Genomic DNA, 21,605 nt, shown 5'->3' with positions numbered 1-21,605 from the left:
TTAATAATCCTCTTCGTACTGTTCCAGTAACTCTTGCATTTCATCATCTGTTGGCACGAGCTTTAGATAATGCTTCAATTCTTCAACCATTTGTTCAGTATCACCAGCCTCACGGTAAAAGTTCACTAATTCCTTTAGAAAAGTTGGATTTTCACTATAAGTAACTGCCGCTTCCCGGTAGTACTTGCTAGCAAGGTCAAATTTTTCCAAGCGCTGGTATGAACAAGCGAGGTTCCAGTAAATCTGCGGATCAACTTCATCCTCTTCAATTAGCGGTTCTAGCAGTTTCACGTTAGCTTCATCATTATGCGTATGCAAAAGAAAATTGCTATACTCTAAAGTAATTGTTAAGTTATCAGGATCCAACTCATGAGCCTTCTTCAAGTACTCATCCATCAGCTTATTGTTCCCCAGGTGGCTAGTTACGTCAGCCGCTTGTGCATATAAACGCGCATTGTACTGATCGACAGCCAACCCTTCTTGAAGCGTTTTCAGTGCCTGCTGATACTTATTTTCCTTAACATATGCTTTGGCTAACTCAGGGTAAACAGAAGCGTATTGAGAATCATCCTTGATTAAGTCATTGAATGTTTTAATTGCATCGGTCGTCTTGCCTAACTCTAATTCTGTCAGGCCGGTTTGAAAGCGAATATCACTGGTTCGGTACTCTGGACTAACCTGATTTAGGTAGCCAAGTGCCTGCTTAAATTGACCACTTTGCGCATAACAAATTCCCAAGCGACCCGCAATATTGACCTTTGCAAACTCTGTATAACCGTTTCGGATTAACTCAAAATAATATTGAATGGCCTCATCAAACCGACTAGTCATGAAATAGAATTCACCAAGGGCAAACTGAACTGCTGGCTCATCAGAAGCAATCCGATAGGCCGCCTTCAGTTTCTCTTCCGTAACTTCATATTCGTTTTCGGTCTGATACAAATCAGCTGCCACAAGTAACGATTGCAAGTAAGCATCCGAATCAGACTGGACTTGAGCTAAATATGCTAAAGCTTCGTCATTGTGACCCTCACTAACCGCGATTTCCGCCAAATTAACCCGTAACTCATCTTCATTCGGGTATTTAGCTAACAAATGGAGGTAAGCCTGCCGTGCTTGGTGCAGAAATCCCATTCCATAAAGTTCCTCTGCTAAGCTAAAGACCATATCATCACTGTCCTTAGCCAGGGCTTCAGTGAAGGATTGTTGGGCAGCTGACATTTGTCCAGCCTGGATCTGTTCTAACATTTTTTCAGAATAAGTCATTATTTTCCTCCTCTACTATCCCCACATCACATTAATTATCTTAGCATAGTTAGGTCAAAAACAGTTATTAGCCGCACTAAAAAAGGACCGTGAGCATGACGTTCACAGTCCTTTAAATGTTTATCAAGTAATCCAAAATTACTTAACAGCATCCTTCAAAGCTTTACCAGGCTTAAATGCTGGTACCTTGCTTGCAGGGATTTGGATTTCTTGACCAGTTTGTGGGTTACGACCCTTACGAGCAGCACGTTGACGTACTTCAAAGTTACCGAAGCCGATCAATTGAACCTTTTCACCCTTAGCTAATGATGCTTGGATTGAGCTAAATACTGCATCAACAGCAGCAGTAGCATCCTTCTTAGTTAAACCAGTTGCAGTTGCAACATTACTTACTAATTCTGCTTTGTTAGCCATTGAATTTCACCTCCAACATTTAACGTAACCAGAATTGATTACATCAATGAATGAATGTTAATTTTGAGTGGTCCAAAATTAACGAAACATACGAAGAACTCGTATAATTTCATTGTTAAGATTAGCATAGTGAAACCTTGATGACAAGCGGTTTATAGGCTTTTTCACCCTTTTTTCAGAAATTTATAACCAAATTGAATGATTTACTGACGCTTTCGCTTAATAATTCGGATTGGTGTCCCCGTAAAATCAAACGCCCGGCGAATTTGATTCTCTAAGTAACGCTGGTATGAAAAATGCATTAAGTCCGGATCATTGACGAAAATAACGAATGTTGGCGGCTGAATAGCAACCTGAGTACCATAATATACTCGTAACCGCCGCCCATTTTGAGTTGGCGTTGGGTTAGCAGCTAATGCATCCATCAGAACATCATTAAGAACAGCTGATTGAATTCGTCGACGACTATGATCGTAAACCTCTTCAATCATCGTTGGCAATTGGTTTAGCCGTTGTTTAGTCTTAGCGGAAACAAAGATAATTGGCGCATAGCTTAAGTATTGGAATTCATTCCGAATTAAAGTTGTAAAATCAGTCATTGTCCGGTGGTCTTTATTCTTGATTGTATCCCACTTATTAACAACGATAATAACTCCACAGCCTGCTTCGTGAGCATAACCAGCAATATGCTTATCGAGCTCGCGAATTCCTTCTTCAGCATTTAGGACCACTAAAACAACGTCACTATCATCAATTGCCCGCATTGACCGCATCAATGAGTAACGTTCAGTATTTTCATAGATTTTACCCTTTTTCCGGATCCCGGCCGTATCAATCATTGTAAATTCACGACCATCCTTAGCCGTAAAGCGAGTATTAATGGCGTCCCGTGTCGTCCCAGCAACATTTGAGACAATTACCCGATTTTCACCTAGAATAGCATTAACTAATGAAGACTTTCCAACATTCGGCCGACCAATTAAACTAAAGTGAATCGTCCCATCATCTTCATTATCAGCTGTCTCAGGGAAATGATTAATCACCGCGTCAAGTAAATCACCGACACCAACACCGTGAACTCCAGAAACTGGATAAGGCTCCCCTAAACCTAATGAGTAAAAATCGTAAATATCACTTCGCCGTTCTGGATTATCAACTTTATTAACAGCCAAGACAACTGGTTTATCTGAACGATATAAAATTTTAGCAACCTGTTCATCAGCATCAGTAACACCATTTTGAATATCCACAACCAGAACGATGACATCTGCCTCATCAATCGCTACTTCTGCCTGTTGACGAATTTGTGTAAGAAGCGGTTGATCAGAAATCTCAATTCCACCAGTATCAATTAGGTTAAAATTTTTGCCTAGCCACTCAGCATGGGCATAAATTCGATCTCGGGTAACTCCCGGTGTATCTTCAACAATAGAAATCCGTTCACCAGCGATTCGGTTAAATAATGTTGACTTTCCGACATTGGGACGACCAACAATCGCAACAACTGGATTTGCCATTTTTACACCTTCCTTCTTTTATTTGAAATAAAAAGAGTATGACAAAATGCCATACCCCTTTCTAAGTTAAATATGTGGTCTCGATTACTTCAAGCCCTTTAATTGATCACCAATTAAATCACCCATTGAGAAGCCACTTTCTTCTTCAGGGGCGTTGTTCATGAAGTTACGGTTATTGTTACGACGAGGACGACGACGACCACGGTTTTCGTTACCGTTGTTTTCTTCATCCTTTGGACGTTCTTCAAGAGCCTTCATGGATAAACCAAGACGTTGATGTTCAGGATCAACGTTTAAGACCTTAACCTTAACTTCTTGACCAGGCTTCAATACATCAGCTGGTGTAGCAATGTGCTTGTGAGAGATTTGGGAAATGTGTACCAAACCTTCAACACCAGGGAAGACTTCAACGAAAGCACCAAAACTGGTTAACTTCTTTACAGTACCAGTAAGGACACTGCCTTCTGGAGCCTTTTCTTCAATGTCATCCCATGGTCCAGGCAATGTTTGCTTGATTGAAAGTGAAATCCGTTCACGTTCAGGATCAACATTTAAGACCTTAACCTTAACTTCTTGACCTGCTTCCAATACATCTGAAGGCTTGTCAACATGATCATAAGAAATTTCAGAAACGTGAACCAAGCCATCAACACCACCGAGGTCGATGAAGGCACCGAAGTTAGTCATCCGAGCAACCTTACCTTCTACAACATCGCCTGGTTGAAGCTTAGCAAAGATTTCCTTAGCTGCTTCTTCATGTTGAGCTTGAACAATTTCCTTGTGAGAAAGGATAAGACGGTTTTCACTAGGTTCGATTTCGATAATCTTGAATTCAAGTTCTTGACCCTTAAATTGGTTCAAGTCTTCTACGTAGTGATCAGTAATCATTGAAGCAGGGACGAAGCCACGTACTCCGGCATCAACTACTAAGCCACCCTTAACAGCTTGGGTAACCTTAGCAGTAATGTGTTCACCAGCATCGAACTTCTTTTGAACGTCATCCCAAACCTTACGTGCTTCAAGACGACGGTGTGAAAGTAAGTAGCTACCATTTTCCTTATCGTTACCGATCTTAGAGATAACTACTAAATCAAGTTCGTCACCGACTTTAACTGCGTCATTGATGTCTTCAACTGGCTTGGTTGATAATTCCTTAGCAGGGACGACACCTTCAACCCCTGCATCTTTAATACCAACGATAGCTTGGCGATCATCATCAATTGCCAATACTTCACCCTTAACAACATCACCCACTTTTACAGTTTCAATGCTATCAAGAGCTTCTAACATATCGTTTTTGTTTTCGTTGTTTTCAGCCATTAAAAAAAATCCTCCTTGCGACAATCAACTCTAAAAACTATTTTACTAGATGAGCGCTCACATTTCCAGTAATTATGCTAAATGTTTTTCAGTTTTTTTTAATTATTTTACTAATCTCAGCAACAACTTCATCAATTGTTAAATTAGTTGTGTCTAATCGAACTGCGTCACTAGCTTGAGTTAGCGGTGAAACCTTCCGCGTTGAATCTTTCTGATCACGTAATTCGATTGCTCGCTGTAACTCTTCAAGACTTGTGGTCGTAATCCCTTTTTGCTTATTTTCTAAATAACGGCGCCGCGCCCGCTCATGGGCAGTTGCTACCATAAAAATTTTGACTGGGGCATGAGGCAAAACAGTTGTTCCAATATCGCGACCATCCATTACAATTCCGCCTTCAGCTGCAATTTGCCGTTGCTGTTTGGTCATTTCCTGACGCACAGTTGGGATCGCAGCAACTGCCGAAACATTTTTGGCAACTTTAGGAAGTCGGATATCGCGTGTTACTTCCTGCCCATTAATAAATACTCGCTGTTCTGGTTCCGCTGGTTGAAAAGTAATCTTGATCTGCTTTGCTAGTTCACTAATCTTTTCGGTATCAGTCATTACTAATCCTTGTTGTAAAGCCGCAAGGGTAACCGCCCGATACATTGCTCCCGTATCACAATAAACATACCCGAACTTCTTTGCGACTTTCTTCGCAACGGTGCTTTTACCTGCCGAAGCTGGCCCATCAATTGCAACTTGTAATCCAATCGTCATTCAATTCACTCCTCATTTACCGAACTCTTAACTGTTGTCCCGGCCTTAAATGTGCATTCGGGGTTAAACCATTTAACCGCATTAATTCATTAACAGAAATTCCGTTCTGTGCTGCAACACGATATAAGCTACCGTTACGAGGAACAGTAGCATAGCGAATCATACTTGATGATTGGCTCGCCGATGAGAAAGAACTTGTATTAACCGATGAAGAACTACTCATACTTGTTACCGAGCTCGCGTTAGTCTTACTAGACGAACTCAGAGAATTGTGTCTCTTTGAACTGGCTTCCCGTTTCTTTGGCTGGGCTTTTTTTTTAGTTGATCGTGACTGCGCTAACCGTTCAGTTCTTACCGGATGATTCATCGTTTGCTTATGGTTAACCCAGTATATCAACGGAATAGCCGCTAAAATAATTATTAAAACGATCAAGATAGTGGTAATAGTAGAATTATGTTCTCTCTGCCGACGATGTTCGGTTCGTGACAGATGACCATCACTACCTAAATCTTCACTATCAGCAAACTTCTTATCCCATAGCTTGTCGTTAGCCTCACGACTTTCTTCCCGTCGTTCACTCATGGTTGCCCCTCCTTTTTTATAAAATTAACATTCTGATTGTAGCGCAAATAATCATAGAATGTCTAGTTTTCTTTATTATGATTAATATTAAATAACTGATAAAGTCGTTCTTGCCAATTTAGTTTTACTGTTGGTTGTGTATGCTTAGTTAACCCATCATCGCTTTTTTCAAACTGTTGAAGCAATGTTTCGTCGGTAATGTCACAACATGGCACTTGGGGTTTAGCTAACTGTTCACCAAAGTATTCTAAAATCATTTGTCGGCGGCACAATTTAGTATTATTAATGTACCTTGCCATCCAATTTAAATGCTTTTTCAGACTTGCTTGTCTGTTTCTAAATGCTTTTATAATTGTCTCACCATCATAACCGTGACGAAGGTAGAAAGTAAATAATTCTCGATTATCTCCCAAAGCACTACTAGGCTGACGTTTCTCTCTTACAGCATTTAATAATTCCTTATCAGGAAGTTCAATATAATTTAGCGTGCGTTGAATCTGTTCATCGCCTGGAGAATAGAGAAGCAATGCTAGACTTGGTTTACCATCACGACCTGCTCGGCCAACCTCTTGAACATAGCTTTCTAGATTCGCTGGTTCATGAAAATGAATGACAAAGCGAATATCTTCCTTATCAATCCCCATCCCAAAAGCACTAGTGGCACAAATTAGCTGAATCTGATTCTCCATAAACTGTTGCTGCAGACGGTAGCGGTCTATTGAGGCAATTCCCGCATGGTAAGCAGCCACTGTCTTATTGGTTTTCTGGTTTAACGTTTCAGCAAACTGCGTAGCTAATTTACGACTTGCAAAATAAATTATTCCGGAGCCTGCTAACCGATTAACTAAATCAATTAGATACTGTTCCTTCTCGTTAACGGAGATGAAACGTTCTACTGCATAATAAATATTGGACCGATTTACAGAACGAATTACTTGAGTAACTGTCTCTCCTTTCAACCCCATCTTTTGAATAATATTCTGACGCACTTCCGGAGTCGCCGTGGCCGTCAGTAAAAGTGTCGTTGGTGAACCGAGGTTCCTCCTTATTGAACTAAGTAAGAGGTATTCTGGGCGAAAGTCAGGACCCCACTGTGAAATACAATGGGCTTCGTCAACAACAAACAACGTAATACGAACTTCTTTTAACTTGTTAATAATCTCAGGATTGGCAAGCGATTCTGGTGAAGTAAAGATAAATTTAAACGAAGAAAGACGCTGTAAGGCTTGGTGCCGGCTTTTACCTGTCAGCTGACCATTTATCATTAGAACCCGTTTTTCGCCAGAACGATGAAGTCGATCAACCTGATCCTGCATCAAGGAAATTAACGGTGACACAATCAAGACTGTCCCGGGTAATAAATATCCCGGCATTTGGTAAAGCAATGATTTCCCGCCACCAGTCGGCAGAATAGCCAAGGTATCCTGATGATTAAGAACTGCTTTAATCGTTTCTCGTTGACCGTCACGAAAGGCAGTGAAGCCAAATTGTTCATTTAGTTTTGTTAACAGTTGTTGATCACTAATCATTTACTCTCTCCTCATACAATTGATAGAGCCGGAAGTAATAGAACGCCGCTGGTCCGCCTGGAACAATTTCTGGATCAAATTGCCAGTCTTCTATTTTTCCTTGATAGTGCTCAGCTAGTTGATTCCGAACACTTACCGGCAAAGCTCGATCCCAATCAATCGATTCAGGATAAACGATTGCAGCTTCTAATAGGTGTTCACGAACAGTGTTAGTCTTGATTTTCCTTTTTTGAGCAATTTAACTAATCGAAATTCCTTGTTGATATAACATTAATGTTTGGTTAGCACTTTGGCTTAACAGACTTTTTGCTAGTAAATCCGTTAATAAGCAATTCAAAACGCCGTGATAGCTATTAGCAAATGCAGCAATTGCTAGTAAGGCATCCTGTTTAATAATTGGTAGTTGGTAACCGGGAAGCTCTAACTGTTCACTAAGCTGCATATCGTTTTTGCCAGTAATTCCGTGACCAATGAGGGAATAAAAGAAATATTTCGCTAGTCGCTCATCAGCACTTTCCAACGAATCGCCAAATAATTCAAGCTCTTGTATCAGATCGCTAATTATATTTCCTCGCCAGCTAAGAAGCCACTGTTTTACAATTTGCTGTTCACGATATTCATTCACTATCGGAGCATAATAACGATTGTGGTATGACAATTCAGAGACAACTTGTATGCCGAGCAATAACCGTTGTTCAATTCGTTGCGTGTTAGCTAACCAGTACCAATCATAAAAATGGGGTTGATACTGTTCACCTGCCAGTTCCTCTTGTCTCAGGACTCCTAAAGTAGTTAACAGCACCTGCCCGTCAAGATTCTGCTGAATTAAGTTAGCCTTAATTAATTCTGCAACTGCGTTTTCAACCTGCTTTCGTTCTAATGAGCGATCTGCCCCCGTCCAATTAAGAATACCGTACTGTTTAGCCCAGAAGAGGGTTGATACTGTTCGCCGGCTCTTTAACGTATTTTCAATTACCCTGATCCGTCGTGGCTGATGTTCATCAAAGAATTTTAACAAGAAGTTGTTCATTTTTTCACTCTCCACTCTAATTAATTATAACGAAAAGCAGTGAAAATGATCTGAATTAAAATTAGATTATCTTTAAAAGAAACAAAAAGACCGGTCTCTAATGTCCATCTTAATGGAACACTAAACACCGATCTTAAAGTCTTTAATTATTAATGCTCAAGCTGCTTTTGACTAAGCCAAGATTTTAAGCGAACAGCCACTAATGCGAAGACGGCTGAAACAAGAACTCCCTTAATCAAATTAAATGGAATAACTGCCACCGCGATTAATTCCGGAATTGGCAAGGTTGACTTCCAATTCCACAGCGCCATGTATAGCGGTGTTAGTACCCACCAATTTAATAGCGCCATCACTACAACTAAAGTAACTGTTGACGAAATACTTCCTAACCATAATTGACGCTTGAATGACCACGACTTGTGCTTCCATGCCCAGCAGAATGGTAACAGCAAGGCTAATGATGAAAGAAAGTTACCAAGAATCCCAACTAATTCCCCAGCAGAAAAGCCGCGTGTCATTGCATGAATTAGGCACTTCAGGAAAGCAATCATTACCCCAGCAGCAGGACCGTAGATAAACCCGCCAATCAATACTGGCAAATCAGAAAAATCCATTTTAAGATAAGGGGCCACTGGTAAAATGGGAAATTCAAACAACATTAAAATAAACGCCAACGCACTTAGTGAACAAACACCCACCATTTGGTGAATTTTTTGATGAGATGTAACCATCAATAACAACCTCTTATTGAGATTGTCTTCAAAATTACCTAAACATAAAATAAATACACGTTACCTAATCTGTCCGTCGGCAACGTGCATTTTATAATTCATGTTTAAATAAGTGTAGTAGAATCTTCTGCATACCAGACTATACTGTCGGCTCTGGAATCTGACCAGATCAACCATAAAGATGGGTTGCGGGCTATACCGCCGGTCGGGAATTTCACCCCGCCTTGAAGACAATTTCTATTAAATTTTTACACTTATATTTTACAAGTAATTTTTCAAACTGTCAATGCTTGACATTCTATTTACTGATCCGCTTTAAAAGCTTAACCTCGTCCTGTTTTAACTCCCTAAACTCGCCAGACTGCAAGCCGTGGAGATCTAGTGGTCCATAGGTTTCCCGGTGAAGTTTTATTACAGGATGCTGAATTGCATCAAACATTAGCTTAACTTGGTGATAACGTCCCTCATGGATTGTTAATTTGACTAAACTAGTCTGCTTTTTATGGTCAGTTTCAATTAACCGACTCTTTGCCTTTTTAGTTAAGCGACCATTAACCTCAACACCTATTCGCAATTGCTTCAAATCATTATTATTAATGATTCCCCGCACCTTTGCAATATAAGTTTTCTCTACTTCAAATTTAGGATGCATTAGGCGGTTAGCAAGCTCACCATCATTAGTTAATAGTAAAATGCCGGTAGTATCATAGTCTAACCTTCCCACTGGGTAGACCCGTTCCTCTACTCCTTCCTCTTTTAAAATATCCACAACCGTTCGCCGCCCCTTATCATCATGAGCACTCGTAATTACAGAGCGGGGCTTATTTAACAAGTAGTAGACATGAGCTTCTTGATGTAGTGGAACACCATCAACTACAACTTCATCGTGTTCGCCAACCTTAATTCCCATTTCTGTCACGGTCTTTCCATTAACTTGAACGTGACCGCTAGCAATTAATTTTTCTGAGGCTCGACGCGATGCTACTCCTGCTTCAGCCATTACTTTTTGTAGACGTTCCATTTTCTTCCTCCTGTTGTTTCTGTCGTGCCTGTAACGCTTCCAAGAATAGGTCACCATTATTCATGTCATCTAAATCAAGATCTTCTTGTTTAGCTAGTGGGGGTAAATCCTTCAACGAAGATAAGCCAAAATAATCCAAAAAGCTATCCGTTGTTACATATAAAAATGGCCTTCCGGGAGCATCCAATCGTCCATGGGTATCAATCAGTCCCCGAACCATTAATTTCTGAAGCGATCCTGAACTCTGAACGCCACGAATATCATCAATCTCCAAACGAGTAATTGGTTGACGGTAAGCGACAATTGCCAAGACCTCCAGCAATGCTCGTGTTAGTGGGATTGTCAGTGGTACCTCAAAATAGTGCTTAATAACCAGCGACAACTCGTGTTTAGTTGCTAACCGATATGTATCGCCACTATTTAACAATACCAGTGCTGAACCAGTATCATTTTCATACTTCGTTTTTAACTGTTGAAGCAATCCAAGTACAGCCGGCTTCATAAAACCGGAAATCTTTGATAAGTCGCCTAACGTAATTCCTTCATCCCCACTAATGAAAAGAAGCCCCTCAATTTTGGCTAGGTTTGTTGGCTCGATATTGTTCACTCTTTGATCCCTCCACTAAAATAATTGGCCCGAATAGCTCGTCCTGGTGAACGGCAATCGCCTGATGCTTAGTTAGCTCTAATACTGCTAAAAAGGTTGTTACTAGTTCATCACGGGTACATTGACCAGCAAACAAATCATTAAACCTCGTTGCTGCTTGACTAACGGTTGCAAAGACCTGGCTCATCCGTTGAGTAACACTAATCTTTTCCGCTGCTACCGTTTCGTGAACCGGTGCGGCTAATTGACGGCGCCTAAGAACATCTGCAAATGCTCGTTGAAGCTGTCCAAGGGTAACTCCAGGTTCAACATGCTGGGCAATCATCTCAGCAGGAACATGCATTGCCGGTCTGGTATACTCAGCTTGCCGAAAATCAGCTTTGTCTTTCAAATGAGATGCCGCTTTTTGGTAACGTTGATATTCCAGTAGCTGTTCGACCAGTTCTTGCCGTGGATCCGCCACTTCTTCGCTTGGTTCCGCTACTTCTACTTCTGGTTGTGGTAATAACAAGCGACTTTTTATATTCATTAACGTTGCTGCCATCACAAAATAATCACCAGCTACTTCAAGTTGGTGACTCTTCATTGCCCGTAAATAATCAAAGTATTGTTGAGTAATCTGCTCAATTTGGATGTCATAAATATCCATCTTCGACTGACGAATTAGGTGTAAAAGAAGATCGAGCGGCCCTTCAAAGCTACCAATTTTTAAAGTAGGCTGAAAAGGGTACCGCGGGATCACTTCCTGATCATTTTTCATTATTTCGCTCCCAGTTTGATATTAGCGGTTGTGTTTTTAACGTTCCCATTAATCGACGATTCTGGTATTGCTCGTGAATTGCAGTTAGTAACGCATAAACATTTTTCCCAGAACGATCAGTCGGTGTAAAAGAAAGATGGCGAGCCAAAACGTACGCTTCCCCTACCTCTATAACAATAATCCCGATAAAGTGATTATCATCGGTATCTTTCCATAAGTATATCTGGTAATTTTTATCTAAAGAAAACTTAATTGCACTTGCTAGCTGATCATAATCCCGTAATTCTGGAAGAAAGGATAGGAGACCCATTGCAATTTTCTCATAGTCTTTTCGATATTTAACTAGCATACTTTCCCCTTCTGATTAATTCAAGCTCGTGGATGGCAACGACGATAAATCGCCACAAGTTCTTGTGTATTAAAGCGAATATACGACTCAAAACTTTCACGACCGGTTTCTCGACCAAGCAACGTCTGAACTGCTTGCCAACTAGCACCATTTTTCAATAAGTCAGCAGTAAAAGTATGGCGAAGCGTCTGTAATGTGATTTTCTTTGATAGACCGGATTTTCGAACAATCTCCTTAAAGTTTTTCCAAACTCCCTGTCGCGTCATTTTCCCGCCACGAGCATTTAAAAAAACGTAGTCACTTGAAACACCTGCAGTTGCTTTAAGGTATTTTGCCAACCATTCCCTAGCCATTTTGCCAAGAGGAACAATTCGTTGTTGACGAGGGTTATCTTGAATTTGCAGAATTTGTAGATCAAAATGGACCTGCGAACGCCTTAAATTTATTAGTTCGCTAACCAGCATCCCCGTTCCATACATTAACTCCAGCAACGTCCGATCACGTAAGCCAGTAACTGTAGTTGTGTCAGGGATCGCAAACAACTGCTCAATTTCCTGCTGGGATAACGTTACGGGAGTCTTTCTTACTGCAACTTCTTCAAGGTCGATATAGTCCATTGGATTTGCCTGAACCTCATGCCGACGTAAAAGGTAGCGATAAAGTTGTCGAAGGCTTGAGATCGTCCGATTAATTGTGGTACTAGCACGCTCTTCACGTTTCATCTCAGCAATAACGTTAATTACTGCATACTGATCTACTTCATGCCATGTATTAATACCACTAGCGGTAAAAAAAGCCGCACATCGTTCTAAATCATGACGGTAGCTTTCTCCCGTATTTCGTGAACGACCCTTTTGAGTCATTAAATAATCAATAAAGTGATCAATTGTTTCCTGCATTATCATTTTTCTTTTCTAGGAGAACTAATTGTCCTTCTTCTTCCGTTACTAAATCGGCCTTTAAAAGGTGCCCAATTGCTCGCTTAAATTGTCCTTTACTAATGCCAAAAACTTCCCGAATTACACCCGGATCCGTTTTATCAGTATATGGTAAGCGGTGGTTTGGGTTATGCTCCAGCATTGCAAGGAGCATTTTAGCATCCTCACTAATTGCCTGGTAAGCTCGCGGCTTGAGTGAGAGGTTCAACCCACCGTGAGAAGAAAGACCAATCACCCGAGCTTTTACTCGTTGACCAAGCCGCGGCTCCTGATCACGTTCACTTGGATGAATGTAACCAAGATGGTAACCGTCAGTTAATACAAAAGTACCACTCATTTTTAGCCGATAAACAGTTGCATAAGTATCCCGATTTAACAGTCGTTTATTAGGGGCAGTCGAAATAGCCTGGTAAATTTGCTCATCTGCCAATTTGCCCCAAATCCGGTCCTTATCATCCACCTGGAGAGCGAGGAGAAGCCGATCACCCGGTTGTGGCCAAAGGTGCTTTAATGATGGCAGATCATCTAATGAAACTGCAATATCCTTATTTGGTAAACCAATATCAACAAATACTCCTAGGTCTCGACGGACACTAACTACAGTTCCGTAATCATAATGGTCTACCTGAACAGTTGGAATATGCTTACACGTCATTTGTAGTTGGTGATCTTCGTTTTCATAGACAAATCCCCGAACTTGCCCACCGATATGCAAAACCTGAGGGCTCTCGTCCTTCGGTAACCGGTATTGTCCATTGTGGTCAGGTTGGACAAAGTAATCCTTTTCGTTTTCATCAATCATTACTGCCGTAACAACTTTTCCTAATGCTGAATTCATCAACTAATCTCACTTTCATTAATCCGATTTCATTTTACTAATAAATAATTTTACACGGCTCTAACTAATTTTACTAGTACTATGGGAAACAAAAAAGAAGCTGAGAATTCCTCTCAACTTCTTTCATTATTCTGATAACTTTATAAGACTTAATTAGTCAATAGTCTTAATCCGCATCATGTTAGTAGCACCCTTAACACCCAAAGGTACACCGGCAACAACGATAATCTTGTCACCCTTCTTAGCAAAGCCAAGTTCAACAGCCTTCTTGGCAGCCAAGTCAAACATCTTATCGGTGTTGCTCATTTCATCAACAACGTATGGTTGAACACCCCAGTTGATCATAAGTCCGCGTTCTACTCGTTCGTTAGGTGTAAGAGCAACGATATCAGCATTAGGACGGTACTTAGAAATCATCTTAGCAGTGTAACCAGATGCAGTGTAAGCAACAATGGTGTGAATATCTAAGTCCTTAGCTGCGTTAGCAACAGCAGAACCAATAGTTTCGGTAACGTCTGACTTATCCCAATCAAACTTTTCAGTACCAAATTCCCAAAGGTGGTTTTCAGCCTTAATGTCAATAGCGTTCATCATAGCAACTGACTTAACAGGGTAGTCACCGTTAGCACTTTCACCAGAAAGCATGGTTGCATCAGTACCATCAAAGACAGCATTAGCAACGTCAGATACTTCGGCACGAGTTGGCCGTGGGTTTTCTTGCATTGAATCAAGCATTTGGGTAGCAGTAATTACTGGCTTACCTAATTCGTTGCAACGCTTAATCATGTGCTTTTGAACAATTGGCACATTTTCAGCAGGAATTTCAACACCCATGTCACCACGAGGAACCATCAAACCATCAGAAACTTCAATGATTTCTTCAAAATTATCGATACCTTCTTGTGATTCAATCTTAGGGAAGATTTGAACGTCTTCCATGTTCTTTTCCTTAAGGAGTTCACGGATATCAAGAACATCTTGTGCCTTACGAACGAATGAAGCTGAGATGTAATTAATCTTGTTATCCAAACCGAAGCGGATGTCACTGCTATCCTTTTCAGTAATTCCTGGTAAGTTGATAGAAACGCCAGGAGCGTTAACACCCTTCCGAGAACCAAGTACACCATGGTTAAGAACATGGCAAACAAGTTCCTTGTGTTCTTCATCCTTTTCGTCGATCAGCATGTCAATCAAACCATCATCGAAGAGGACGTGGCCACCAACATGAGTATCATCGTAAAGGCCTGGGTAAGTAACGGCAATCTTGTCATGAGTACCTTCAATTGAAGGATCCATAGAAATACGAACTTTGTCGCCGATTTCGTAGGTAATCTTACCTTCCTTTTGAACAGTTGTCCGAATTTCAGCACCCTTGGTATCAAGCATCAAACCAACGTGCTTACCAGTAATTTCTTCGGCCTTCTTAACGTTTTCCATCCGACCCAAGTGTTCTGGGTGGTCACCGTGTGAGAAGTTAAACCGGAAAATATTTGCACCAGCATTAATCAACTTAACAATGGTGTCAACATCTGTACTTGCAGGACCAAGTGTACTTACAATCTTGGTTTTCTTCATAAATGAATCTCTCCTTTGCATTTATGCATCAACTGCGGTTTGCAATCGCATACCTCATTTGCACAGCCTTATGATAGCACTTTTTAAAATCTGTGTCTGTACTTTTTTGTGAAAAGATATCAAGAAAACGCTATCATTTAATAAATCTCATTAACTCTTAATTTTTTAACTCATTGAGGGCTTCGCTTAAGAACCACATTATCCTTACCAAGGATTTTCACCAGTCCCTGACGCGTTTCAACTTGCGAATTCAACCACCGTGATTGTGGTTGCATCTTTTTTTGATCATTTTCTGGATAATAAATAATCACTGGAATAGGGCCCCGATGAGATGTCATAAACCGATAAAGTCGTTGGAGAACCTGCTGATTATCATTTTCTGGCATAATTCGCAAAAACCACCGCTGTTGGGTGTGCCGTTGTCGTTGACGCAATTCATTAGCGTCTCGAATCTGATCGACAATTACCTGAAGACCATGGCCCTCACGTTGCTCCGTATGTCCGTTAATCATTACTACCTGGTTGCTATTCAGTAATGATTGATATCGGGTATATTGTCGTGGAAAGACCGTGGCCTCGATTTCGCCAGTCTGATCTGTCCCTGATAGGAATGCCATTTGACGGTGATCCTTTTTAGTATGAATTGTTTTAACCCGGTTAATTAACATTAATATTGTAACAGTTTGGCCGGGACGAAGCTGACTTGCCGGCTGAACCCGGTACTTAATTGCTAGATCTTGATACTGGGTCACTGGGTGTCCTGAAAGATAGACCCCCAAATATTCATTTTCCCTTGCCAAGCGCTCTGTTAATGGATACTCTTGACGGGCAGTAATTGTAGACTGCAATTCCGGATCTGTTTCTAATTCATTGGTGCTACTAAATAATTGAATCCCGGAAATTAACATTGGTAATGCATCAATCATTTCAGCACGATTATAGCCGAGATCATCGAATGCACCCGCATAAATCAGCGGTGCAATTAATTCCGGTTTTTGCCATTTGCTAGCTAAGCGGGAAATGAAATTACGAATATCCTTATAGGGACCATTTTGTTGTCGTTCCTGTAGAATTTCACGAATAAAGTCGCGCCGAAGCCCCTTAATAGCGGTCAAGCCGAAAAATAATTGATTCTGGTGCAGCGAAAACTGCTGCTGACTTTCATTAATCCGAGGGCCAACTAGCTCAACACCAGAACGACGGGCATCCTGAACATGCATCTTTAATTTTTCAACGTTCGGTTCAGCATTCATCAACGCAGTAAAGAATTCAGCAGGATAATTAGCTTTTAGGTAAGCCATTTGGAAAGCCATCTTTGAGTATGCAACCGCATGTGACCGATTAAAACCATAGTTTGCGAACTGGTCAATGTAGTCAAAAACCCGTTTTGCCAAGTCCGCTGAGTAACCATTTGCTTGGGCGCCCTTCATGAATTTAGTCCGCATCCCCTCCATTGTCGCACGCTTTTTCTTACTCATCGCACGACGCAGCAGATCGGCTTCACCCAAACTAAATCCCGCCATTACCGACGCCAGTTGCATTACTTGCTCTTGGTAGACTAAGATGCCATACGTTGCTCCTAGGATTGGCTCTAGTGATGAATCAGGTAACTGATAACTCTCTTTCCCCTGTTTACGCGCAATAAAGTGAGGAATATTTTCAAGCGGACCAGGTCGATAAAGCGCGTTGACCGCAACAATATCTTCAAAACTGTCAGGATGAAGATTAACTAATACTTCCCTAATTCCCGCTGACTCAAATTGAAATACACCATCAGTTAAGCCTTTTTGGAAAAGAGCCAACGTTTTAGAATCTGCTAATGAGATCTTTGAAAGATCAAACTGTGGATTTCGCTGACGGATTAATTTCAAGCTATTATCCATTATTGAAAGGTTGCGTAAACCTAGGAAATCCATTTTTAATAGTCCTAATGCTTCCACGGTGTCCTTGGGGAATTGAGTCATCAATAACCCTTCACTTCCGTTCTGCAGAGGGACAATTTCATGAAGCGGCTTCTCAGATAAAACAATTCCCGCCGCATGAATTGAGTAATGACGAGGAAGGCCTTCCAGTTTTTGTGCTACTCGGTATAGTAACCGATATTCTGGGTGATCATTCAAAAGGTTGCGTAACCGCTGGGATTCTTTCAAGCTTCCTGCCAGACTAATGTGTAACCCATGGGGAAGTGCCCCCGTTAATTCATTGATTGCGTAACGATTTAATCCAAAAACCCGACTCACATCACGAATAACCTGCTTAGCGGCTAGCGTCCCAAAAGTAATAATTTGAGCTACCCGACTGTGTCCATACTTTTGGTGGACATATTCAAGAACCTCGCTCCGTCGATTATCTGGGATATCAAGATCAATATCCGGCATTTGAGCTCGTTCAGGATTAAGAAAACGTTCAAACAGAAGATTATATTGCAGCGGATCAATATCAGTTATTGCTAAAGCATAGGCTACTAATGATCCTGCGGCTGATCCCCTTCCTGGATCTGTTGTAATTTTTGTCCGGTGAGCAAACCGCATTACGTCCCAAACGATCAGGAAATAGTCATCAAATCCCATTTCGTGAATTACTTTTAGTTCTTTAGCTAACCGCTGTTGGTAGTCAGTTAATTTTAGCCCTGGCGCAATCTGCCGTTTTTTTAGTCCTTCAATGCACAAATAATGAAGATATTCAGCAGAAGATTTCCCGGTTGGCGTATCAAAGTGCGGAAGAATTGGCTGCTTAAATTCAAAGTCAATATTACACTTTGTTGCAATTTCAACCGTTCTTTCAGCCGCTTGCTCAAGATTAGCTGCTTGGTAGGCCGTTAAAATATCTGACTGGGGTTGAAGGTAGTTCTTTCCAAGTTCTTTAGCTTTTACTTCAACGTTTTCCAACTGAGTATTAGCATCAATCGCCTGGAGGACTTTACTGGCAAATAGATCATCGGCATTCAAATATTCAACTGTGCCGACCCCTACTAATGGTAAAGAATGACCTGCTGCTAGTTGGGTCAATGTTGAGCGCTGAATTTGGTCTAATTGGGGATTAATTCCTAAAAGGAGACTATCCTGGTCAGTACTCTCATGAAGAAGATTAACGACTGCATCCTCAGCTTTTAACCAGCTAAAAACTGTCGATTGTGGCGGAATAATAACATATAGTGATGAAAGAAACGGTTTGATTTGTTCAAAAGTTAACGGAAGCGTATCGCGATCGCTTGTTTGTTGACGAGTGGAAAGCTCCATTAAATTTTGGTAACCTGAACGATTTTTCGCTAAAAATAGTAATTCTAAGTTTGTCCCGTCAACATTGTTTAACGTAATCGTTAATTGCAAGCCGATTATTGGCTTAATGCCTGCTTCTTTAGCAGCGTTATAAAAATCAATTGCCCCGTATAATACGTTCTTATCGGTCAATGCAATTGCAGAGTAACCGCGTTCTTTTGCGGTTGTGACTAGTTCAGCAATGCGAATCGGGCTTCTTAACAGGGAAAAGCTACTTTTTACTTGGAGCGGTACAAAATCCACCTTCATTCATCCCCCTTTCTTTAAGAAATTATAACAAATGTCGTTAAATTATGCTGTGAAAGGCTAGCGAGATTATTTAGTAAGTGTTAAAATTATTTTAATTGAGATGGACAAGGAGATGTTCCGAGTGAAACTATTAGAAGCAAACATCGGTGCTGGTGTCATTGCTCTCATTTTAGGTGAGATCTTAGCTTACATTGATAGTCAACTAGAAACAATGACCCCAGATTACCTACTCACTGGTATTTTGGCCGTTGTATTCGGTTTAGTTGCCGCTAACTGTGTATACTTCATCACACGAAAAGCTGATCCATCAAAAAACTAATTCCTAAAAGAACTAATAAAAAGAACCAGGGAAGTTAACTTCCCTGGTTCTTTTTATTATGCCGCCCCGCTAAGTTTTTGCTTAGTTAAAGCGCAACAATAAATCATAACTTCAATCACGGCAATAAAGAAACTAACTGGCCAATTGGTTAAATAGCCAAGAAACAATCCCAGCCAAGTTCCTAAAAGGGAAAAGAGGATCGCCAGGCCAATCATTCTAGTAACTCCATGAGTGAAATATTTAGCACTAGCTGCTGGAAGAGTTAATAGAATAAAAATCAATAGTGAACCAACTATCTGCGCTGCCACACTCACACTCAACGCTAAAATGATTAAGAAAATAACTGAATATAGTGTAGCATTAAGGCCACTTACCCGCGCACCAATCGCATCAAACGAGGTGAACTTCAACTGTCGATAAGTAATAAAGATTACCATCAGGACAACGATTGATAACCAAATCAATTGCTGGACTTCACCCAAATTAATCCCGACAACACTCCCAAATAGAATATTAGTCGCTGAACTAGCATTTTTACTGCTTAGAGAAAGGAATAGGATCCCTAAGCCAATAAAAAGAGCGGAAACCGCACTCGTTACTGCTTCACGGCGCGATTCTTTAATACTCATTTGACCAACCAGAATTGAACTAAGCATTGTGAAAAGGATCATTCCATTTAAGACCGGCCAGCCAATAAAGACAGCAAATGCGCCCCCGGCAAAACCGATTTCCGACAAAGTATGAGTCAAAAAGGAAAGGTTCCTGGCAACAACAAAAACACCGACAAAACCACTAACTATTGCAATAAAGGTACTAGCAACAAAGGCATGGCGCATAAAACTAAGCGTTAACATTACTCAGCCTCCTTTTCCGGGTGAGGAAGTTCATTAATTGGACCTGTCAAATAGCCATCCCCGGTCATTTGAAGGAAACGAGTTCCGTAGTGCTGAGCTAATTCCCAATCGTGGGTAACAAACATTACGCTCAACCCCTGTTGTTGAAAGCGAGTAACAAGATCCAATAATTCATACTTCATTTCATTATCCAAACTAGCTGTTGACTCATCAAGAATTAATAATCCAGGTTTGGGCAGCAACGCTTGAGCTAAATATGCCCGCTGCTTTTCGCCACCAGACGCTAACCCCAACGGTCGGTCAGCAATCTTTTGTAAGTTAGTTTGACTAATTATTTCGTCCACCCGTTGGCGTTCACTTATTCTCAACCACGGGAGAAAACTATGGCGAACGTTTAACGCAATGAAATCACGAATTGAAAGCGGGTATTCCTGATCAATATTACGGAATTGCGGAACATAGCCAATTTTGGTTTGCGGACTAATTATTATTTCACCTTTTTGTGGTTTAATAAAGCCTAGCATTGAGCGAACAAGGGTTGTTTTACCAACTCCATTTTCCCCGATAACTACCAAAAAATCTCCCTGGTTAATATTAAAGCTCAAGTTATCGATCACTTGATGATTACCATAGGCAACCGTTAAATCATTAACTGTAACAATTGACATTTTTACTTTTCTCCCTGCTGAATTCGTGAAAGATTCCGGTACTGTGAAAGCATCCACTCCTGATAATTTTTCGCACCATTTGGTTTAGTCTCCGTTACCTTAAGCACCGGAACATGGTTTTCACGGGCTAACTTTACTAATCCATTAACAACATGATCACTAGTTTGATAATTCTCAACAAAAAAAGCGATCTCATGGTTCTTTATTGCAGATTGTAATTGTTGAATATCGTGTGGCGATGGATCATTACCATCTTCAATCGCTTTTTCAAAATGCTGATCCACTATCTGATAACCAAGCGCAGCTAATGAATAATCAAAGACCGGCTCACTAACCGCAACCTTATTATTTCCCGGATTAACGTTTGCCTTAATTTTCGCGATTTCTTGATCTAATGGCTTCAAAGAATCGATATACTTTTGGGCATTTCTCTGATAGTAATCACGGTGAGCTGGATCGAGTTTACTATATTGATTAGCTAATTGTTTGGCTAATCTTTTCATCGTTGCTGGTTCATACCATAGATGCTCATTATCACCTGAATGTTTTCCCATTAGTTGACCAACATTAATCACTTTTCGGGCCTGACGATGACTACTAGATTTAACAATCTTGTTCAACCACTCATCATAACCTAAGCCATTCTCGACCACCACATTGGCAGTTCCTACTTGCTTTGCCTGAGCAGTTCCTGGCTGGTAGTCATGAGGATCAACAGAGGCATTATCAATGATTGATGTTACCTTACCGTACTTTCCGGCAACCTGCTGAGCTGCTTCCCCATAAAAATTAAGACTAGTAACTACTTGGATTGGCTTTTTATCAACATTGTGCGTTTTAAACGGGATACAAGATAAGACTAAAACGACTAGTAATAGACTAACTAGACACCCCACACCGATAAAATATCTCTTCATTGTTTCTCCCTTTAAGAGTAATAATTACTATTAAGAACAATTGATATCTTACCGAACTATTCGTTTAAATGCAAGGTTAAAC

The 21,605-nt window shown here is 40.7% G+C and carries 22 protein-coding genes and 1 riboswitch; of the genes, 1 reads left to right on the top strand and 21 read right to left on the bottom strand.

Annotation, left to right across the window (positions count from 1 at the left end):
• The 18 genes from HUK45_RS04440 to dnaE all read right to left on the bottom strand — a co-directional run bounded on the left by HUK45_RS04440 (window position 1) and on the right by dnaE (window position 18,759).
• A complete protein-coding gene (locus HUK45_RS04440; RefSeq protein ID WP_191911266.1) occupies window positions 1-1,266 on the bottom strand; it encodes a tetratricopeptide repeat protein in 1,266 nt (421 codons plus the stop codon).
• A 138-nt stretch (window positions 1,267-1,404) separates the two neighbouring features.
• A complete protein-coding gene (locus HUK45_RS04435) occupies window positions 1,405-1,680 on the bottom strand; it encodes an HU family DNA-binding protein (protein ID WP_003717019.1) in 276 nt (91 codons plus the stop codon).
• A gap of 203 nt (window positions 1,681-1,883) precedes the next feature.
• Complete coding sequence (gene der, locus HUK45_RS04430; RefSeq protein WP_191911265.1) at window positions 1,884-3,197, bottom strand: ribosome biogenesis GTPase Der; 1,314 nt, start codon at window positions 3,195-3,197, stop codon at window positions 1,884-1,886.
• Between the two features lie 84 nt (window positions 3,198-3,281).
• A complete protein-coding gene (gene rpsA, locus HUK45_RS04425) occupies window positions 3,282-4,517 on the bottom strand; it encodes a 30S ribosomal protein S1 (protein WP_191911264.1) in 1,236 nt (411 codons plus the stop codon).
• 88 nt (window positions 4,518-4,605) lie between these two features.
• Window positions 4,606-5,277, bottom strand: coding sequence for a (d)CMP kinase (gene cmk / locus HUK45_RS04420; protein ID WP_191911263.1), 672 nt, complete (start codon window positions 5,275-5,277; stop codon window positions 4,606-4,608).
• Between the two features lie 16 nt (window positions 5,278-5,293).
• Window positions 5,294-5,860: an SAG1386/EF1546 family surface-associated protein gene (locus tag HUK45_RS04415; RefSeq protein ID WP_191911262.1), complete on the bottom strand. Its 567-nt coding sequence runs from the start codon at window positions 5,858-5,860 to the stop codon at window positions 5,294-5,296.
• 62 nt (window positions 5,861-5,922) lie between these two features.
• On the bottom strand, window positions 5,923-7,389 hold the full coding sequence (locus HUK45_RS04410) for a RecQ family ATP-dependent DNA helicase (RefSeq protein ID WP_191911261.1): 1,467 nt from the start codon (window positions 7,387-7,389) through the stop codon (window positions 5,923-5,925).
• Window positions 7,382-7,627, bottom strand: a complete 246-nt coding sequence (locus HUK45_RS09785) for a hypothetical protein (RefSeq protein ID WP_413230820.1) — start codon at window positions 7,625-7,627, stop codon at window positions 7,382-7,384. Before HUK45_RS09785 ends, HUK45_RS04410 begins: the two co-directional genes overlap by 8 nt.
• Complete coding sequence (locus HUK45_RS04405) at window positions 7,628-8,419, bottom strand: YpbB family protein (protein WP_191911260.1); 792 nt, start codon at window positions 8,417-8,419, stop codon at window positions 7,628-7,630.
• A gap of 149 nt (window positions 8,420-8,568) precedes the next feature.
• Window positions 8,569-9,150, bottom strand: a complete 582-nt coding sequence (locus HUK45_RS04400; protein WP_191911259.1) for an ECF transporter S component — start codon at window positions 9,148-9,150, stop codon at window positions 8,569-8,571.
• A 118-nt stretch (window positions 9,151-9,268) separates the two neighbouring features.
• Window positions 9,269-9,386: riboswitch (FMN riboswitch) on the bottom strand.
• Window positions 9,387-9,448: 62 nt separating this feature from the next.
• The gene (locus HUK45_RS04395; protein ID WP_191911258.1) at window positions 9,449-10,171 is read right to left on the bottom strand and encodes a pseudouridine synthase; all 723 of its coding nucleotides are present in this window, start codon (window positions 10,169-10,171) and stop codon (window positions 9,449-9,451) included.
• Window positions 10,143-10,778, bottom strand: a complete 636-nt coding sequence (scpB, locus tag HUK45_RS04390) for an SMC-Scp complex subunit ScpB (protein WP_191911257.1) — start codon at window positions 10,776-10,778, stop codon at window positions 10,143-10,145. The genes HUK45_RS04395 and scpB overlap by 29 nt, the downstream gene beginning before the upstream one ends.
• Entirely contained in the window at window positions 10,741-11,538 is a 798-nt protein-coding gene (locus HUK45_RS04385; protein ID WP_191911256.1) for a segregation and condensation protein A, read from the bottom strand. The genes scpB and HUK45_RS04385 overlap by 38 nt, the downstream gene beginning before the upstream one ends.
• Window positions 11,528-11,887 carry a reductase gene (locus HUK45_RS04380; protein WP_191911255.1) on the bottom strand — a complete coding sequence of 120 codons (360 nt, stop codon included), beginning with the start codon at window positions 11,885-11,887 and terminating at the stop codon, window positions 11,528-11,530. Before HUK45_RS04380 ends, HUK45_RS04385 begins: the two co-directional genes overlap by 11 nt.
• A 20-nt stretch (window positions 11,888-11,907) precedes the next feature.
• Entirely contained in the window at window positions 11,908-12,786 is an 879-nt protein-coding gene (locus HUK45_RS04375) for a tyrosine-type recombinase/integrase (protein ID WP_191911254.1), read from the bottom strand.
• Window positions 12,770-13,663, bottom strand: coding sequence for a CvfB family protein (locus HUK45_RS04370; RefSeq protein WP_191911253.1), 894 nt, complete (start codon window positions 13,661-13,663; stop codon window positions 12,770-12,772). The genes HUK45_RS04375 and HUK45_RS04370 overlap by 17 nt, the downstream gene beginning before the upstream one ends.
• A gap of 153 nt (window positions 13,664-13,816) precedes the next feature.
• Window positions 13,817-15,238, bottom strand: a complete 1,422-nt coding sequence (gene pyk, locus HUK45_RS04365) for a pyruvate kinase (RefSeq protein ID WP_191911252.1) — start codon at window positions 15,236-15,238, stop codon at window positions 13,817-13,819.
• A gap of 170 nt (window positions 15,239-15,408) precedes the next feature.
• The gene (dnaE, locus tag HUK45_RS04360) at window positions 15,409-18,759 is read right to left on the bottom strand and encodes a DNA polymerase III subunit alpha (RefSeq protein WP_191911291.1); all 3,351 of its coding nucleotides are present in this window, start codon (window positions 18,757-18,759) and stop codon (window positions 15,409-15,411) included.
• Between the two features lie 118 nt (window positions 18,760-18,877).
• Here dnaE and HUK45_RS04355 point away from each other — a divergent pair, with 118 nt between their 5' ends.
• The gene (locus HUK45_RS04355) at window positions 18,878-19,084 is read left to right on the top strand and encodes a DUF2929 family protein (RefSeq protein ID WP_040531151.1); all 207 of its coding nucleotides are present in this window, start codon (window positions 18,878-18,880) and stop codon (window positions 19,082-19,084) included.
• A 56-nt stretch (window positions 19,085-19,140) separates the two neighbouring features.
• Here the strand turns inward: HUK45_RS04355 and HUK45_RS04350 are convergent, their stop codons facing one another.
• From HUK45_RS04350 to HUK45_RS04340, 3 genes are read right to left on the bottom strand one after another with little or no spacing between them, the layout of a single operon-like run.
• The gene (locus HUK45_RS04350; RefSeq protein ID WP_191911251.1) at window positions 19,141-19,938 is read right to left on the bottom strand and encodes a metal ABC transporter permease; all 798 of its coding nucleotides are present in this window, start codon (window positions 19,936-19,938) and stop codon (window positions 19,141-19,143) included.
• Window positions 19,938-20,606, bottom strand: a complete 669-nt coding sequence (locus HUK45_RS04345) for a metal ABC transporter ATP-binding protein (RefSeq protein ID WP_191911250.1) — start codon at window positions 20,604-20,606, stop codon at window positions 19,938-19,940. The genes HUK45_RS04350 and HUK45_RS04345 overlap by 1 nt, the downstream gene beginning before the upstream one ends.
• A gap of 2 nt (window positions 20,607-20,608) precedes the next feature.
• Window positions 20,609-21,523, bottom strand: a complete 915-nt coding sequence (locus tag HUK45_RS04340) for a metal ABC transporter solute-binding protein (protein ID WP_191911249.1) — start codon at window positions 21,521-21,523, stop codon at window positions 20,609-20,611.
• Between the last annotated feature and the right edge of the window lie 82 nt (window positions 21,524-21,605).

Origin of the sequence: Limosilactobacillus urinaemulieris (assembly GCF_014838745.1) — a bacterium.
GTDB classification, from domain to species: Bacteria; Bacillota; Bacilli; order Lactobacillales; family Lactobacillaceae; genus Limosilactobacillus; species Limosilactobacillus urinaemulieris.
This window is presented reverse-complemented; position numbering and strand designations above follow the sequence as displayed.

Bases quoted from the DNA above. Each gene is read 5' to 3' on its own strand.
- HUK45_RS04440 (WP_191911266.1), bottom strand. From the start codon at position 1,266: ATGACTTATTCTGAAAAAATGTTAGAACAGATCCAGGCTGGACAAATG.
- HUK45_RS04435 (WP_003717019.1), bottom strand. From the start codon at position 1,680: ATGGCTAACAAAGCAGAATTAGTAAGTAATGTTGCAACTGCAACTGGT.
- der (WP_191911265.1), bottom strand. From the start codon at position 3,197: ATGGCAAATCCAGTTGTTGCGATTGTTGGTCGTCCCAATGTCGGAAAG.
- rpsA (WP_191911264.1), bottom strand. From the start codon at position 4,517: ATGGCTGAAAACAACGAAAACAAAAACGATATGTTAGAAGCTCTTGAT.
- cmk (WP_191911263.1), bottom strand. From the start codon at position 5,277: ATGACGATTGGATTACAAGTTGCAATTGATGGGCCAGCTTCGGCAGGT.
- HUK45_RS04415 (WP_191911262.1), bottom strand. From the start codon at position 5,860: ATGAGTGAACGACGGGAAGAAAGTCGTGAGGCTAACGACAAGCTATGG.
- HUK45_RS04410 (WP_191911261.1), bottom strand. From the start codon at position 7,389: ATGATTAGTGATCAACAACTGTTAACAAAACTAAATGAACAATTTGGC.
- HUK45_RS04405 (WP_191911260.1), bottom strand. From the start codon at position 8,419: ATGAACAACTTCTTGTTAAAATTCTTTGATGAACATCAGCCACGACGG.
- HUK45_RS04400 (WP_191911259.1), bottom strand. From the start codon at position 9,150: ATGGTTACATCTCATCAAAAAATTCACCAAATGGTGGGTGTTTGTTCA.
- HUK45_RS04395 (WP_191911258.1), bottom strand. From the start codon at position 10,171: ATGGAACGTCTACAAAAAGTAATGGCTGAAGCAGGAGTAGCATCGCGT.
- HUK45_RS04385 (WP_191911256.1), bottom strand. From the start codon at position 11,538: ATGAAAAATGATCAGGAAGTGATCCCGCGGTACCCTTTTCAGCCTACT.
- HUK45_RS04380 (WP_191911255.1), bottom strand. From the start codon at position 11,887: ATGCTAGTTAAATATCGAAAAGACTATGAGAAAATTGCAATGGGTCTC.
- HUK45_RS04375 (WP_191911254.1), bottom strand. From the start codon at position 12,786: ATGCAGGAAACAATTGATCACTTTATTGATTATTTAATGACTCAAAAG.
- HUK45_RS04370 (WP_191911253.1), bottom strand. From the start codon at position 13,663: ATGAATTCAGCATTAGGAAAAGTTGTTACGGCAGTAATGATTGATGAA.
- pyk (WP_191911252.1), bottom strand. From the start codon at position 15,238: ATGAAGAAAACCAAGATTGTAAGTACACTTGGTCCTGCAAGTACAGAT.
- HUK45_RS04355 (WP_040531151.1), top strand. From the start codon at position 18,878: ATGTTCCGAGTGAAACTATTAGAAGCAAACATCGGTGCTGGTGTCATT.
- HUK45_RS04350 (WP_191911251.1), bottom strand. From the start codon at position 19,938: ATGTTAACGCTTAGTTTTATGCGCCATGCCTTTGTTGCTAGTACCTTT.
- HUK45_RS04345 (WP_191911250.1), bottom strand. From the start codon at position 20,606: ATGTCAATTGTTACAGTTAATGATTTAACGGTTGCCTATGGTAATCAT.
- HUK45_RS04340 (WP_191911249.1), bottom strand. From the start codon at position 21,523: ATGAAGAGATATTTTATCGGTGTGGGGTGTCTAGTTAGTCTATTACTA.